The 16,106-nt window shown below is 55.4% G+C and carries 10 protein-coding genes and 1 pseudogene; 3 read left to right on the top strand and 8 right to left on the bottom strand.

Going from position 1 to position 16,106, the window contains the following annotated elements:
- Positions 1-16 precede the first annotated feature (16 nt).
- The 3 genes from WDJ58_RS25865 to WDJ58_RS25855 form a co-directional block, all read right to left on the bottom strand.
- A complete protein-coding gene (locus WDJ58_RS25865) occupies positions 17-3,280 on the bottom strand; it encodes a DUF499 domain-containing protein (protein ID WP_338918442.1) in 3,264 nt (1,087 codons plus the stop codon).
- Positions 3,281-3,499: 219 nt separating this feature from the next.
- Entirely contained in the window at positions 3,500-4,444 is a 945-nt protein-coding gene (locus WDJ58_RS25860; protein WP_338918441.1) for a hypothetical protein, read from the bottom strand.
- Positions 4,444-7,098: a DUF1156 domain-containing protein gene (locus tag WDJ58_RS25855; RefSeq protein WP_338918440.1), complete on the bottom strand. Its 2,655-nt coding sequence runs from the start codon at positions 7,096-7,098 to the stop codon at positions 4,444-4,446. Before WDJ58_RS25855 ends, WDJ58_RS25860 begins: the two co-directional genes overlap by 1 nt.
- Before the next feature lie 129 nt (positions 7,099-7,227).
- Between WDJ58_RS25855 and WDJ58_RS25850 the strand changes: the two genes are divergently transcribed.
- On the top strand, positions 7,228-8,145 hold the full coding sequence (locus WDJ58_RS25850; protein ID WP_338918439.1) for a hypothetical protein: 918 nt from the start codon (positions 7,228-7,230) through the stop codon (positions 8,143-8,145).
- A gap of 181 nt (positions 8,146-8,326) precedes the next feature.
- Here WDJ58_RS25850 and WDJ58_RS25845 read toward each other — a convergent pair whose 3' ends face one another.
- From WDJ58_RS25845 to WDJ58_RS25835, 3 genes are all read right to left on the bottom strand, one after another.
- On the bottom strand, positions 8,327-8,854 hold the full coding sequence (locus WDJ58_RS25845; RefSeq protein ID WP_338918438.1) for a hypothetical protein: 528 nt from the start codon (positions 8,852-8,854) through the stop codon (positions 8,327-8,329).
- A 901-nt stretch (positions 8,855-9,755) separates the two neighbouring features.
- A complete protein-coding gene (locus WDJ58_RS25840; protein ID WP_338918437.1) occupies positions 9,756-10,370 on the bottom strand; it encodes a hypothetical protein in 615 nt (204 codons plus the stop codon).
- 125 nt (positions 10,371-10,495) lie between these two features.
- Positions 10,496-11,050 carry a DUF192 domain-containing protein gene (locus WDJ58_RS25835; RefSeq protein ID WP_338918436.1) on the bottom strand — a complete coding sequence of 185 codons (555 nt, stop codon included), beginning with the start codon at positions 11,048-11,050 and terminating at the stop codon, positions 10,496-10,498.
- A 562-nt stretch (positions 11,051-11,612) separates the two neighbouring features.
- Between WDJ58_RS25835 and WDJ58_RS25830 the strand changes: the two are divergent.
- Both WDJ58_RS25830 and WDJ58_RS25825 read left to right on the top strand, forming a co-directional pair.
- Positions 11,613-11,897, top strand: a pseudogene (locus WDJ58_RS25830) (hypothetical protein); the annotation flags it as partial.
- A gap of 586 nt (positions 11,898-12,483) precedes the next feature.
- The gene (locus tag WDJ58_RS25825) at positions 12,484-13,968 is read left to right on the top strand and encodes a Cdc6/Cdc18 family protein (RefSeq protein ID WP_338918435.1); all 1,485 of its coding nucleotides are present in this window, start codon (positions 12,484-12,486) and stop codon (positions 13,966-13,968) included.
- A gap of 533 nt (positions 13,969-14,501) precedes the next feature.
- Here the strand turns inward: WDJ58_RS25825 and WDJ58_RS25820 are convergent.
- Complete coding sequence (locus WDJ58_RS25820; RefSeq protein WP_338918434.1) at positions 14,502-14,897, bottom strand: hypothetical protein; 396 nt, start codon at positions 14,895-14,897, stop codon at positions 14,502-14,504.
- A 184-nt stretch (positions 14,898-15,081) separates the two neighbouring features.
- Entirely contained in the window at positions 15,082-15,708 is a 627-nt protein-coding gene (locus WDJ58_RS25815; RefSeq protein WP_338918432.1) for a hypothetical protein, read from the bottom strand.
- Positions 15,709-16,106 lie beyond the last annotated feature (398 nt).

Genomic DNA, 16,106 nt, shown 5'->3' with positions numbered 1-16,106 from the left:
TATTTGAAGCTGGGCGTCATTCGAACTGGATGGTGACGTCGATGCTCGTGGCAGACTCAGGAATATTCTCCAGAATGTCGGCGACGACCTCGTGAGATTGCCCGAGCTCGAGTTGGAGATCCGTATGTGCCTGCTGGAACTCGGCAACGCCTTGGAGCCCGCCCGGCGCCGCGCCCTCGCCATCGGTGTTGAACGAAAGCGATCCGTAGGAGACGGAGCCGGATTCGTGTGATTCGTTCCACTCTTGGCGCATCTCGGCCGGGCTGTCGCCCTGGTATTCGAAGGTCCAGCCCTCTTCCGGCGGGATGCGGAACCCAGCTCCGGGGAACCAGTCTGCAGGATCCTCCGAGCCGGTCGCGCCGACAACGTAGTGCGGGTCCTCCTTTCCGAGCTTTGCGAGCAGGAAGTGCTTGACCGCTGCCTCGGGCTGTCCCGCAGCGCATTCACTCTGAATCGACTGCACCTGGAAGGTGGCTTCCTCATCGAGGTCACCAATGTAGTTCAGAATTCGGTCGCCGATATCCTCAGGAACCATCGGCGCGACGACGACGGACGTCGGTTCACGATCGCCAAGGGTACTGACGTAGTCGCCCCCGGTTTTGAGTTTGAATCCATCGGTCAGGAGCGTACTCACCGCGCTGCGGAACGCGGACTCGGTATTGTCCTGCGGGAGGTACACCTCGGTGTCGTTCCGAATCGTCGTAAGCACCTGGCTGGTGTCGGCTTCTCCGGCGGCATCAACCGTCTCTTCGATGCGGTCACGAACTTCGTTTGGCCCGATCGTCTCGGCGTCCGAGACGTCGCGGAGCGTCGCGTCTGAGCGAACCTTGTCGAGGATTTCACTGCCGCTGATGAGGACGTAGTGGTCCGCGTTCGCCAGCCGCCCAGCGGCCATCTTGACCGCGTCTTCTGGGTCTTGGTCATGTATCCACACGTCGGTCCGCTGGCGAAGATCGAGTTCGAACGAACCCAGATCGACTTCCTTCGTACCGGCGCCGAACCGCCCCCGGAGTTCGGATTCGACTTCCTCGGTCGACCACTTCTCGACGTCGCTCTCTAGAACGAGTACCGTGTCCTGATTCAGCCCGCGGAGTTCATCTTTGAAACCGCTGCCATCGTGTGCGAGGATCGGCTTGTCCCCCAGTCCGTCCTCGACGGCGTTGACGACCGCCTGCGCGCTCCCCGGAATGGGATACGTCGGCTCCATCAGGAACTGCTCGTAGATGTCGTCGATGGTCGTCTCAGAGCGGCTATCGAGGCGATCGCGGACAATGTCCCAGACGTGGCGCTGGAGATCGAAGGGATCCGCCTCCGCCGCTGCGGCAATATTGCTGGCGTTCAGGACGGGTTCGGTGGCGACGAAGTTCTCCAGCGACATCTCGGCCGCGTAGTCGAACTCATTGAGGAGGTCGTCGCCGTCGATGATCTCCCCGTAAGCGCTCTCCAGGCGTTCGAGGAGGTCGTCCTCGTACTCGTCGTGGAGCTTTCCGATCTCCTCGCGAATCTCCTCGGCCAGGTTCTCGTCCTCCTTTCGGAGTTCCGCCCCGATGACTTCCTTGGCCTTCCCGAGGAATTTCTCCTGCTGCGAGGTGGGCGAGATGGTCTTGCCGTTCTTCGGCTGGACGAACACGAGCGTGTTCCGCCACTGCCGACCGGCCGGCTGGTTCTTGATGATCTCACCGACGCTGTCAGCATCCCAGGGACCGTTCTTCACGACGGTTTTGATGTTCTGGCTATCAGGGACGTTCTCAAGTTCGCCGTCGACGTTGAAGCCGACCGCGTGGGCACCCGAACCAAACAAGCCGCCGCCCGTGACAGCTTCATGATTGCCATCGATGAGGCCACCGACGAGCTCGATCGCGTCTTCATCGTCGACGTCGCGAGCAGCGTTCTTCACGAGCGAGCGCGGGTTCTCATCCTCACGGATGACGTAGCGGTCGTCGGAGCGCCAGAGGTGGTAGACCTCTCCCTGGAGACGCTCGAGGTCGACGATGATGTCGTTGATGCGGTCGCCGGCGTGGTAGGTCCCGATGACGATGTCGGAGGTGGTCGCGCCTTCCGCGAGCCCCGGAGTGAGCGAGTAGATGAGAACGGTGCTGAGGATAGGTCGACCGTAGGTGATGTCCGCGTCAGCGAGGCGCTCTCGAATGTCGTCGTAACACCGGTCCGGCCGAGAGTGTTCGACGTTGATGCGGGTGAGCTCGTCGTTGTACTCGACCGCGTCGACCTCGCCGTGCGTGAGGAGGTCAGTATTCTGGTACTGGTCGACGAGTACCTTCGCGAAAAGGTAGAGCATCCCCCGAGTCGCGCCCGATTCGGTCTCCGCGAAGTAGCGGGTTTTCAGCGAGTCGATGAGGATCGGGTGGAACGGGTAGGTGTCGTACATCTCCTCGCGGAGCCCGTCTGGAAGGTCGACGTAGTCCGTGTCCGCGTAGGCTTCGATGTACTGATCGACGAGCGTGCGCATCGCCGAGCGATCGTTGATAGAGTCGACGAGTCGGTGACGGAGGACGTCCCGAATGTCGACTTGGTTGGACATGTTGACCTGCACGCGCTCGGGCTCGCGGGAGAGGATATCGTGGACGTCGGATCCCTCACGGAGCACAGAGACGAAAGCGAACAGTTCCGTGTTCGGACGTGAGGTCGTCTCGAAGAGCGCCTGCAGGAATCCGCGGTTCGCGTCCTTCCGCCGACCGCTGAGCGATCCGAACCAGTCCTCGAGTTCGTCCATGAAGAACGCGACGGTACGGTCGCCGACCGCGTCTTGGATAACGTCGATGCTCGGGTAACCACCCTCCTCGTCGTACTGTTCCTCGTCCGGCTCGTAATTCAGCTGTTCGAACAGCGGCTCCCAGAGGTACTCGTACTGCTCTTTCTGGAGGGAGACGACGACCGGTAATGCGTCGTCAGGGAGCGCTTCTCCAAGCCCCTCAATACGACCATCTGCCCACTTGCCAACCACGTCAGGTGAGTTGAAGCAGTGGTATAGCGCCACCATCTGGTGGGACTTCCCGGTCCCGTATGGACCGTACATCTCGTGGAGGCGGTTGTTGTCCTCGCCCCGACGAGTGTCTCGGAGTCGCTTCAGGGAGTCCTCTAATCCACCGGTCAGCAGCGTACGGTTGAAGAATCGTTCTGCGTCGGATTCCAGCGTATCGGCCTCGCTGTCGACATCGTAGAGGCGGATCTGGCCCTTGATGAGGCTATCCCCTTCGGTGAGCTCCGGACTGAGCGTCAGCACGTCGTCGATCGTAGTATCGAGAGTTCCTTCGGCGCTCATGTATACCAGACACGACGGACGACCATCTTATTAAAGTATATATCTGAATAGGGTAGAATCTAGTATTAAATCATCTTAGCGAACATAGAAACTCCAAAATAGACATCAAGGAACATAACTATGTTGTTCTTTCGTATATCGTGCCTAAAGCCATCTCGAGAGACTAGTTGATCGCCTACGAAAGGAACTCTTGTCTTCGTAGATTCTAATGATACGAGATTACAAGAGGGATTGGTCGACGCTTCCGGGGAGGACATTCCAGAGAATAGAGATATACTCGTCCGAATCTGTTTCAAGAGAGGCATGGAATAGAGCTAGTGTAATCCCCGTACTAATTGCGTAGCTCAGCATAAGCTGTTTTCCTAAATACAACAACACCCCATCAGCGTTCAGAGAAAATTCCTGATCACCCAATTCAAAGACTACATTTCTCTCATCCGATTCAAATGCTTCTTCGAAGTCCAGGTGGTAATTAGCATGTGCGATAGCATTTCGAACATCACCAGTATTCGGATGATCGTCGGTTTCGTATTCTTGCAGGACGCTACTGAAATCAATATCCTGCTCGTGCTGCTCAGCGAATGATTCGTGCTGGGCGAGTAGAATTAGGGACGAAGTCAAATTCTCGAACCCCTGATTCAATTCATCGTTATCAGAGGTCCCGTGCAGTTGGCGAGAGATCTGGATACAATCGCTTAGGGCACTAGGAACATACCGACGTTCATCACCATCATACATTCTCTCCGACCAATCACCGTGATTACCTCGGTACGTGTTTAGGAGATCAGTCAAGGCGGAGATCTGATACCGCAAGGGGCCTTCCAACTCTTGTGCATATATCGGTGCAAAGAGATGGATACCCGCACGAGCTGTAGTATACGGTTTCTGAACATCATCTCTATACCAAGAAATCCAATCTGACCAAAACCAGTGATAGATCCGAGATCGTTCATAGAACGAGGCAGCATAGTTCACCAGCTCGTCCGACATAAGAGAGTTATATTCCGCCTCTGAGAGATTTTTCGAGAGATATACAGGAACGAGAACTGTATCGACGAAAAGCTGTTCTTCCCACTCATTATCGTACTCTGCATTCAGAAACGGCTCAACAGCAGGCTTGTCGATGATATCGTTGACGAAGTCGATTTGATCCGGATCTATCATTATTCGTCGCCGAACGCATCAAGAGACATATCCACGCCAATCATTGTTAGGTAGGTCTCGTCACCAGTCGCTTCTGCGAGGCCCTCGCAGAGCTCACGGAGTGCGTCGTCGTTCCAGCGTTCGAGGTATTCCTTCGGGTCTTTTCCTTGCTCGAAGTGGTAGCGGAGGAAGTGTGCTTTGTCGAGGTTGGTAAGATCGCCATTGCCCTCCTCAACCTTGTTCTGGACATACGCCTGACGTTTTTCGTCGTCCCATTGGCAGAGGACGAAGTCGTTGCCGTCCATACGGAACAGCTGCATTTCCTTCATCTGCTCTTCTGATGCGTCAGACCGTTTGAGATGCTTATTCAGGTCGTCGTAGGTCGGCTTCCACTCTTCAAGCAGATCTCGGTAGATATCCTGCTCACCACGGTCGTTGTCCTGAATGATTCCGTAGATTTCATCGACGACCTCCTTCGCGGACATCAATTCGCCTGCTCGGTGAACCTCGCCGTGATGCTTGGAGTACTCCTGGAAACACTTCCCCATCTCAATAACACCGATATCTCCACCTGCAAGTTCTCGATGTTCTTCTAGAATATCTCGAGTTTCTCTTGCAGTTCGAACAATCCGTCTTCGAAGCGAATCCCAGGAAACGGGCCTACGATTTTCCATTGGACGGGCGACGATGACGATGTCGAAGGCGACGGCCTCTCCACCGATGAATTTGTTTAAATCGGAGTTACTTGGGTACGTTGCGGTCACCTCAAAATCGTTCTCACAAAGGGATTCCAGTAGTTCACCCCAAGACTCTTCATCGCTATGGTGATAGGTGAATGCCAGCGTTCCGTCTTCCTTGAGAGCACGGTTAATGACATTGAGCGCTTCACTCATCTCATGCTCAAAGTCCTCCGCTTTTTTATCCAGATACGGATTTGTAACAATTGATTCTGCTCTCGGAGTCTTCACCCGATCAAATCCAGGATACTCATTTTCAAGCAGGATCTTTTGCCAGACATAGAAGTAATCAGCTACCTCTGAATAGATGATATTGTCGTAATATGGTGGATCAGTTATAACTGCATCATACTCATCTTCGGCAGTGATATTCCGCATATCATCTTGATAAACCTCAGAGTTGATACCGATGGGTTGGGCGAAATTGTCCGTTTTTTTGGTATCACCATCCTCCATATAGCGATCAGTAGGAGCTTTTGCATACTTCACTGCCTTAAGAATCATATCACGCATGTTTGAGAATGTACCTGTGCCAGATGCAGTACCCCAAATATTATTTTCAATTGGTCTGCTTGGAGGGTCGAAAGAGTTTGACTTGAAAATATTCGCAACAAGGTTTTTGCCGGGATTGTAGACAACCATATTACAATTATAGTTCAGCGTCTCACTAAACGTCAATAGCAAATACTCCTGAATATTCTGGTCATGGGTTTCAGAAATAGACTTTAGAAGTTTACTGAGGCACAGTAATTGCCTCTCATTGAACATATCAACCCAATCTGAATATCCATGATCGAAGAGGGGGTTACGGTCAACCGTCATATGCCCAGGAGGTATCTCTTCCTCAGGAACATACTCGTGAAGATCTGTCCTAGTATTCCATTCTCGCTTTGCCTTTTCGAAGAGTTGCTTATCAGCAGACTCAGCTTGCTTATAGCCTTTATATGCACTCTTTTCTAACCCTTGCTGATCACATTCTTTACAGTAATATTCAACCGCATAGAGCTGAAGTTCATATTCTTCTTCCCCCTTGATGGCATCTAAAATAGCTTCTTTTTGTCCACACTCCGGACAGTTGTAGTAGCCACCTCGTGAGACATTTCCCTCCTTGGGGACAAACCGATGATCGCATTCTTCACACTCACTTTCTTCCTGCCAATCATCCACTAAAGTAACAGCACCGCAATCCGGACAAAGGACATTATATTTATTATCGTTTTCATAACGTCCAGCGGCGACTCGATAGTCCTTAAATAAGGGTACTGTATGGCCACAAGAGACGCAATCGAGTTCCTTAGCCCAGAAATTATACATCACATCAGCGTCGTGGTCACCATTCGGGCAAGGTGTTCGATAATATTCCAGAATATCTTCTGCTACCTCCGATTTTATTTGCTCAAAAGCATGTTCAAGTTTTTCTACATCCGTCTGGCCAGCATCAAGTTGTTTCTTAGTGACAAACCACGCAACAGGGTTCAGATCCACACCGACTGAATCAACTCCGAAACGCGACGCTTCAACGAGGGACGTCCCGCCACCCATAAATGGGTCAAGAATTTTCTTATCTTTGATTCTGATATCCTTCGGATAGAAGTCCCAGAGTGGCTCAGGATCGTCAATGTCGACATTCGCAATTGCTTCAACAAGGTCGTTCTCATCCAGGCCATTATCACCAAGCTGCTGGTTCTCCCCGGGTTCATAGACTTCCACATCGTCAGCAGTCGTGTTCTGGTCAAGCAACGAGTACATCGTGATTGCACGGAAGAGACAGCCCGGGCGGCGCGCCCACCACTTGTGCATCGTGTAAATCGGACGGTAGTACTGTTTCGCCCGGCTTTCCTTCTCAGCAATTTCGTTTACTCGTTCGATCGGGAAGCCACGCTCAATAGGAAGCTCAGGACGACCCTCCGACCGCTTAGATTGTTCCTGCTCAGACATGAGTCAGCCTTACGAAGGCTTTCCGCAGGAGCCATATAAAAATACGTAACTGCCGTCTCAGAGTTCCTCTCCGAAATACCTATTTCATCGAACTGAGGACTGTTGCTCACGGACAGGTGTTCGCACTACGTGGATTTACCAATTGATCCGACACAAAACGACGCGTCACCACAAGAACTCATTCAAGATCTCCCCTCACAAGCTGCCCGTCGTCGCGTCCTCCAGGCGGCTGATATTCCCATCGATGTCGACGACCGGAGCTTCGCCGACACACTCGACGAACTCTCTCAAATCGAACTCCGACGGGCGGCGTCACAGCTCCGCTTTGCAGGAGACCGGACAGTCTACTACTACCAGGTCGATGGTCTGCGCCAGATCTCACCCGACGGAGCGACCGGCCAAGTCGGAGACGTAGGTTCCCAGGGTGCGTACGGACCCGAAGTCCAGACAGCCATCAGAGACCACGACCGCATCTATATCGTCTGCAACGTCCCCGACACTGGGTCACAAACGCAACTGACGATCTCGAAGGAAAACCGACCGACTACGGTCGCGACGTTCAAACCGAGGACACAGCTCCTCGCCGTTCGGGCTTCCGACGACGGTACCGCAGACGCAACCCTACAGGCTGTGCTGAGTTATCTTGGCTTAGATGACGCAACCCGAATTTCCTTCCTCGACACCGGATTCCGCGGACAGTTCGAAGACGCCTGTATTGATGGATATTCGACGCTTCGAGTGAGGAATACGAATCCACGGGACAGCTCGCGAGAGATCGAGGTCCGGTCAAAGGACCCAGAAGCTGGGAACGTAGCCGACGTTCGTACCGACGCGATCGTTGAAGACCTACTCCGTCGTGGCGATACGGAACTCAACGCGGCGACGGGACTCGTCACCGTCCCGACGGACGTCCGTTCAATGGAACACGGCGAACCCCTGCATCCGCGTGTGACGATCGGATTTCCGGATGGATGGGTGACCTTCGAACAGTTTGTCCCCGAGCAAATATTGATCGAGTTCGACGATGTGGTGCGAGATTCGCTCTGAGGCTCTGAGAGCGATTCAAGATCAGGTCCCGGTTACACACGATCGGACCCTAATTCGGCTCAGCTTTGCACGTTGAAGTTGGAGCATGATGTAGGGCGGTAGCAAAGACGGATGATGCCGATCACGGGCCTCTCTGAGGCAAACGTGCAAAGCTGAGCTTGTTGCAAAAGATCCGATAGGTCTATTCGAGAGACTCGCGATCTTCTTCGGCAAGTAGCTTCTCACGGGCTGAATTGACGTTCGAGCGGACGGCGTCCTCGGTGACCCCTCTGATGTCGGCCCACTGGGCGACGGTGTAACGGTTGGCCTCCTCAACGACCGTCCAGTCGACCGCTTCGTGGAGCGAGCAGTCGCCAGCGACTAGCTCGGCGAGCCGCTCGAGGAAGTCCTGTTCCTCCCATGCGAGCGCGATATCCTCGAACTCGTGATTTTCGCGGTCATACGTAGCGAACAGCTGGACAGCGCCGTTGCGCTCCAGATCGGCCCGGACATGCGCCGGGAGCGACTTTAGCGCTGCCTCTGGGAGCGGATACGCAGGCACATCGTGTAACGAAGCGACATCGAATGGCGTCAGTCCTCGGTGAGAGACATCGCCGAACTTCATCAGATACCCCGTCTCGGCGGCGAGTTGGGTCCGACCCTCGAGTAAGTGCTCGGCCAACTTGGGATAGTTGTCGCGGTCAACCGATCCGGTCTTGAAAATCGTCACGAAGTCGCGACCACCGTCCGAACCAGGCTGAACTGCCATAGATTTCCACCACGTAGTCAGTAATTCGTTCCGGTGTGATATGAATATGCGCCCGCGAGCGCTCGAAACAGCGTTTCACCGATCCTCTCGAAGCGTCGCTGCGCGTTTGGCGAGGAGCCGGAGCACCCAGCCCCGTCTCTGGTGTTGATTCTCATAAGCAACGTACGCTCGAATAGTATCGACATCGTGCATGCAGGCGACACCGGCACGAATGAGTCGTGGCTGGTCGGTATCGAGGAGCGTTGCTGGCGGGAGTTTCTCACGAATTCCGCCGTCATCTGTGCTGTTCACGTGAACTTCCTCGAATGCGCGATCTGTCGGCTTCGTTCAATTAGAGTTACCCCACTGAACTGGCCCTCTCCTAATTGTGGGGTAACACAGCTATGGGAACCGGATCGCTCTCGCAATCGAGCCATGGGTTACTCCTCAAAGAGGAACCGGAGCGAGGCAGGCTTGTCCTCAAGCGTCTGCTGGGTTGGATCGCTGGACGGAAAGAGCATCTATTGCCGGGCCACCGGGGGATTGGCCCTCAACTCCGGTCGGTCGTCGACGAACGCTTCGCTCGTCGGCATCGCGAGCCTCCGTTGCGGTTTTCGGCAGTCAACCTGGAGACCGTGTTTGGTGAGTGTCGCCTCTATGTGTGGCGCTTCGATCGCAATCCTCGCGATCTCGAACCGAGTCTGCCGGGTCGTGTGTAGCGAGCTGGCAGGACGTGGTGATCGATTTCGAGGACTAGTCGAGAGATTGGCGCAGTCAGTTGGTGTCGTCATTGGTGTCACGGAGGATCATCTGGTGAGCCCCTCACTCAATTGTGATCGATAAACTGCCGGCAAACGGGCTCCCCCCAGTCGATTCAAGAACTTCACAGAGATTGTGTGGCGAACACGCCCGAATTGTCGATGAACGGTCCCTGGATACTCGCGGTCAACGCATTCGGCCGACCACCCTCGAACTGTCCGTCAATGCTGAACGAAATAGACCATGGACCCCGGCCCGCCGGGTTGTCAGGCGTCCGGCAAGACTCCACCTCACGAGTCTCGGCGTATATTCGAGCGTGACGACCATCGACGACCACCGTCCTGAGCCCGACGGTGTCGCACTCCCACTCAACGTGCCCACGGCCGCGCACCTCGAAGCGGTTACCCTTCACGTCGATGGTGAGTTGATCAGCCAGCCGGAGCATACTGTCCCGCCGACGTTCGTCGGCCACCTGGACGGTTACCCCGGTCACCGTAAGCCCGTCGACGGGATCGTCGTACGGGGACTCGTTCGACGGGGGACTATCAACCGGCCCGTCGGTTCGTACTGCAGGCGTGGACTCGACCGTCACGGGTGGATCCCCTGTGACCGTCGGACTCGTCGACGGCGGATTGTTCGACCTCGTCGGGTCGGGACGATCTTCAGGAGCGGTCGTCGTCGAATCTCCTACCGGCGTGGAATCATCTTGACTTCTCTCAGAAGAGCCGAAGAGATTCATACAGCCGGCGAGCCCGCCGAGTCCGGCGGTCGCGACCGCACTCAGCAGGCGCCTGCGGGAGGGACCAGATCGGGGCTGCGTTCGGCTCGATGTGGTAGTCTCGTGGGGGGATCGTGCTGGTGTCGTCATATTAAATCACGTTCGCGATTGGGAACCAACTGCGAATCGAACGAATGCGTCGGCCCGGTGATCCGGACCGATGTCCCTGGAACGATGGCGTGGTTCTCTGCAGTACCGTGGGGGATCTCGAGGATCCACCGCGCTCGACCGGAGTAGTGTGTCAGGTCGTCTTCGGGAACACCGGGTTCGAGGGATGCCGAGTGAATCGTTGTCACGGTCCCTGACCCGTCGACGAAGACGATGTCGATCGGGTAGTTCATTTCGCGCATTACGATCGCTCGGTCGTCGGCCTCTTGATCGTAGACAAACAGCAGGCCGGTATCGTCGGGGAGCGTCGCGGTTCCACTCAGACCTTGGTAACGCTCGGGGCCTGTCTCGGCCACCCACACGTCGTATACCCACAGCGTGTGCCCGCGCTGGTTCTCAAAGAACACCCGATGGGCCGGCGACTCATCTGAGATCACCGATGACTCGATACCCGGCGATTCAGCGAATATCTCCGGGAAGATAACGGCGCCAGCAATCGCGAGGACCGCCACCCCGATTACCAGGACCGCCACAAGCGTCGCTCGTAGCTGAGCATTGTTTGGTAATCTCTTGTCACTCTCCTCGGAACCAGGGGGATCGGCAGTTGGTGTTGAAAGCGCCGGGTCATTCATTATCGCGAGATATCGAATTTTGGCTCCTCAGCAGCATTAAGATTCAGAGCGTACGCATTGCGTACGCCGGCTTCTCGGACATTTCAGACCTCGCTTCCCTCGTGAGCACCCACCACCGTGTCCGCAATTTCACTCGCCGAGCAGCGGTTACCGTCTCGTAGCACCCACCATCATGTTCGGAATTACACCTCCTCGGTTTGATGCCGCTGCTACGACACCCACCACTATGTCTGCAATTTCACTCTCGGCATTCCCCGTCTCGATCTTCCCAGCACCCACCACCCTGTCCGCAATTTCGGAACCATCCATTCAGGTTCTAATCGTGGTATTCTATTGTGGTATTTTCTCCACCAGTCACCCACCACCACGTCCGCAATTTCACCACCTTGTTTGATGTCGCTGTGACGGCACCCACCACCACGTCCGCAATTTCGGCTATCTTCATCAGGGTTAGGAATGCGGAGTCGAGGTGTTGAAGGAAAGCGATCGGGGAACATCGAAGACGTGTGGCCGGTGTGGTGGTGACACAAACGTAAATCGCGTCGATCGTGGCTTGTACAGGTCCCCGAGTTCATACGGTGAGGATAGAAGTACCGGTTGTGTAGCTCAGCCCTCGGTTCACCTGTTCGACCGCGAAAGCGGGACGTTCCAGACGGAAGAACAGGTTGTGTCGCAGATCGACAAGTATCCCATCTCGGTACGGGGAGACTTCGCTGTGAACGGCGAGGAGGATGTCGCTTTGAGATGAGCCGCATGAAGAAAATCCCACCAACCAAGATTAGCCGATCGCCCACCCACCACAGTGTCCGCAATTGCAGCCACAGAAGTGGTACACCAGAAACCAGGATTCAGTTCTCCTCTAAGGCGAATAGCGTAGGGAAGAGTGAATGAAGTCAAGATCCAAACGTAACTCGAGAGAGTACGGAGACATTGATTGACGGAGTACTGGCGTCTGTCGAGAGTGCTGCCGGAAAAGTAGAAGCGTGACAGCTCTCACGAGGCGTTGGACAGGAAACGTGAGCCCACACACACCACCCTGTCCGCAATTACACCGGGAGAGAGAATACGCCAAAACACACGAGAGCCGCGCGATGTATATGAATCGCGTGATAACAGCTGCTACCACGAGCCTATACTTAGTCTAGAGTTGCTCTTCCTCTTACCTTACCTTACCTAGTGGAAAAGTATATGTATATAGTATAGGAGCGCCGGTGACTTCTCCTTCCCCACCGTGTTTCTGGTTCTAGAGCCGACCGTTCACGGTCTCTTGTTACCGTGTCTGGCTTTCTCCCACCCCCTCTCTCTTAGGTCTGAAATTGCGGACATGGTGGTGTGTGGGGGTAGTCCTCCTAACGTGGAAAGATGCCGTGTTCGATAATCAGACAGGCGACTACCGAGAGACAACCCTCCTGTTGAGGACGACCCGGACATTACCGACATGGGGGTTTATATTCCTCGGGCTTTCATCATCTCCCAGAGTGTCACGATACGCATCCAATTCAAATATTTTCGATCAAGAGGAGGTGTTACGTGAGGACCACCACCCAGACGAATTACCGGAACGGAGCGAGGAGCTTGATCAGCTCCATATGGCACTTTCCCCGGCCGCTCGAGGAGTTGGAGCGAACAACGTTTTCCTGTACGGGAAAGCTGGGCAAGGAAAGACGGCTGCTGCTAAGCATGAACTCTCCGAACTCCGTTACCACGCCAAAGAAGAGTCCGATCATCTGGACCTAACCGCGCTATATATATCGTGTGAGTCGCACGACATTTCCACGTCTTTCCGGGCGGCCTCACGCATCTATATGGAACTGACAGGGAATGACCGTCCGACTGGCTACTCGACAGATGCCGTTGTAGATATGATGTACGACGCGATGAACGAGATCGGTGGGACGATTATTATCGTCCTCGACGAAATCGACTCTTTGGGAACCGATGACCGGATTCTCTACAGCTTACCTCGGGCTCGATCGCAAGGATATGTGAATGACAACGTGTATCCGAGCGTAATCGGCATCAGCAACGACCTCCAGTGGCGGGATAATCTCAGCCCGAAAGTCAAGAGTTCTCTCTACGACGATTCGGTTCTCTTCTCCCCGTACGACGCCAAACAGTTGCGCCAGATCCTCAGGCGCCGTGCAGCCAAAGGGTTCCGTGGTACAGAACTCGTTCCAATCGACGAGAACACGTCTGTCGATGAATCCACTGACAAAGTCGTAACGATCGACAATTCGGGAGATGAGTACGTGTTCCGAAGCGGTGTTCTCTCGACAGATGTGATTCCGCTCGTCTCGGCAATTGCCGCCCAAGACAAAGGAGACGCCAGGCAGGCTATCAAGTATCTCCGAAAAGCGGGAGAGATCGCTGACAGGGCTGGCGACACAAAGGTTGAAGACAGCCACGTTAGAGCCGCCGAATCACAGGTCGAGAAAGAAACTGTCCGTGAGGCGATGCTCGAGATGACGACGCAGGCTCAGCTCACTCTGGCCGCCATCACCGTTGTTGAGCTGGCGGGCGACACGCCGGCTCGAACCAAACCCATCTACGGTGTCTACAAAAGCATCGCCGAGGAGGTCGGCTCCGACAAACTGGTGCAGCGACGAATGCGTGATCATCTAAAGGAGCTTGACATGCAGGGAATCATCGACGCTCGAAAGAAGACCGGCGGGTCGGTGGGTGGTCCCGCGTATCACTTCGAACTTCAAGTCGAGAAGGACATCGTCAAAGACGTTCTAGAGAACGTTACCCGATTCGCATCGATTGACTTCGATAGTATCGGCTCTGATGATCAGCCCGGGCTTGAACGGTACACCTAGACTTGGGTTGGACGAGGACACCACCCCGTTGAGAAACCCTTGGAAATTCAAACTTCGTCACGTTCCAGTTCAGGGTCTGTGATCCGGAGTTTGCCGTCGACTTCGTAGAGCCATCCAGAATTCAGCAGGTGGTCTATTGCGTACTCCGCATCGGATGGCTCATCCGGAAATTCCCCGTGGGCAAGGAGTTGCTCACGCGCACGGTCGCGAGGGAGCCCCTCACTACCGGCGTCCGCAATCTCAGCCGACAGGATCTGGTATCCTCGTTCAACCCAGTCGGGCAATGATCGTGGTTCATTGGACCACATACTTTCTCACGCTCTGACCACCGATAGACATCAGTTCGTTCGCTGTCAGTGTTAACCTCCCGCAATATGTCCGACGTGTGGGTGACAATGCTACCTCCCATTCCCTGCTGACTACCACGGCTCCCAGGAAACGACTCCAGGGATCGAGACGTTACCCCACGAACCTATTCACATCTCTCTTTGTGGGGTAACTATTCGCTGTCGGTCACCAATAGCTGACACTCACTATTCTTCGATCTCACCCTCTGAATCGTGCCTTAGCACGATTTCGCGAGGACCGGCTTCAAGAACGTCCCCATCGGGGAAGTGGTACCGCGTGGTCCGTAATTCAAACCCGAGGAGCTCCTCGTAGAGGAACTGGTTACGCTCTTCGACGGTCATAGCGGCAGTTTCGCGGATGACCGCACGAACGTAGTCGGCGACGGCTGGTGGCACGTCAATATCGACCTCGCTTTCGATGGGGTGTTTCTCTCGGAGTTCGGGGCCGCGTTTGAGCAGGGCGAGATGGTCTTCGATGTCCGATTGCATATCAGACAGGTCGGATCGGATCGCGTCGAGATCGACCTCCTTATTTTGAGGGGCGTCGTCGTCACCAGGAATTTCGTCCTCGGTGGGTGGCATGTGACCACTTGGCGGGGAAATCGATTAACTACTCGGTTTGGGTCATGAGAGTCCCTGTACCAACTCTACCCCAGTTGCTTGATTCGGAGGATGTGACTGTTCCACGTTACCCCACGATAACCAGATACTGCGGAATGTGGGGTAACTCTGGAAGTTCCACGTACCCTGTCCGACTTGTCGGAGGTCATCGGTGAGTCTTCGACTCCGCTTGAGGCGTGTGCCGACTGGCGATCGCCGGGCTCACGAACCGCCGCGCTCGATGCGGGATGTCCAGTCCCTGGGTGACCGGCAGGAAAATCGAATCTTCCCCGCTGGCAACGACGGCGGCGAACAGCTCGTGCTTGCACAGAACCCGCCACGGTCGGTCGTGCTTGTACGGACACGAACAGACCAACCCGTCCGACCAGGGCAATAGTGGATACCGGCTCCCGCTGGCGTACTCCCCAACCAGCAGCGGAGCCGGAAGATCGATTCCGAAGTCGCTCGGTAGCGGCGCACATTCGACGGTATTCGAGGAGAGATCGCTCTCGCGAACGACGAACCGGCCGGGGACTCCGTACTCTTGTGCCACCGCCCGAATGTCGGCGCCGTCGTTGACGACGATCATCCCGACGAAGGCGTTCTGCTCAGTGAGGGCGTCGATGTCGGCGGCGTTCCTGACCGAGGGCGGCAGGAGCGAGCCGTACGATGAGCGTTTCAGGACGTGGTAGAGGTTCATCCAGGGAATGATCGTCGAATACCAACGTTCGCGACGCGCCTGTTCGTCCTTGAGAGCAGCACGTGGGTCTTCAGCGCTCCGGCAGACCTGCAACCGGTGGGCGAGAAACGCGGGGACGTCGTCTAAATCTGCCGAATGGTTCGCCTCGAAGCGGTCGTAGTACCGTCGTTCTTCGCCGAGCGTGCGCCGACAGGAAGCCTCCGCGTACAGCAGGCCAGCCGGTTTCGACCGTCCCGCCTCTCGCCACGGGTCGGGGCCGGACTCACCGGGATCAGTCGTCCATGGGTTGTGCTGATCGAGGAGGTGTGACCGACGGATCGGGCCGCCGGCCATCAAATCCAGTCGGATACGGTGTTCGATCGGCTCGATGGCGGGCGGTTCGTCGCCGACATCGTAGCGGTGCCGCTGATCAGTCTTTGCGAGCGCTCCAGGGGGGAGCGAGAGCGGTGGGAGGTCCCTATCACTCGTGTGGATTCGTCTTGTCGTCATGG

The organism is Salinirubellus litoreus (genome assembly GCF_037335815.1).
GTDB classification, from domain to species: domain Archaea; phylum Halobacteriota; class Halobacteria; order Halobacteriales; family Haloarculaceae; genus Salinirubellus; species Salinirubellus litoreus.
This window is presented reverse-complemented; position numbering and strand designations above follow the sequence as displayed.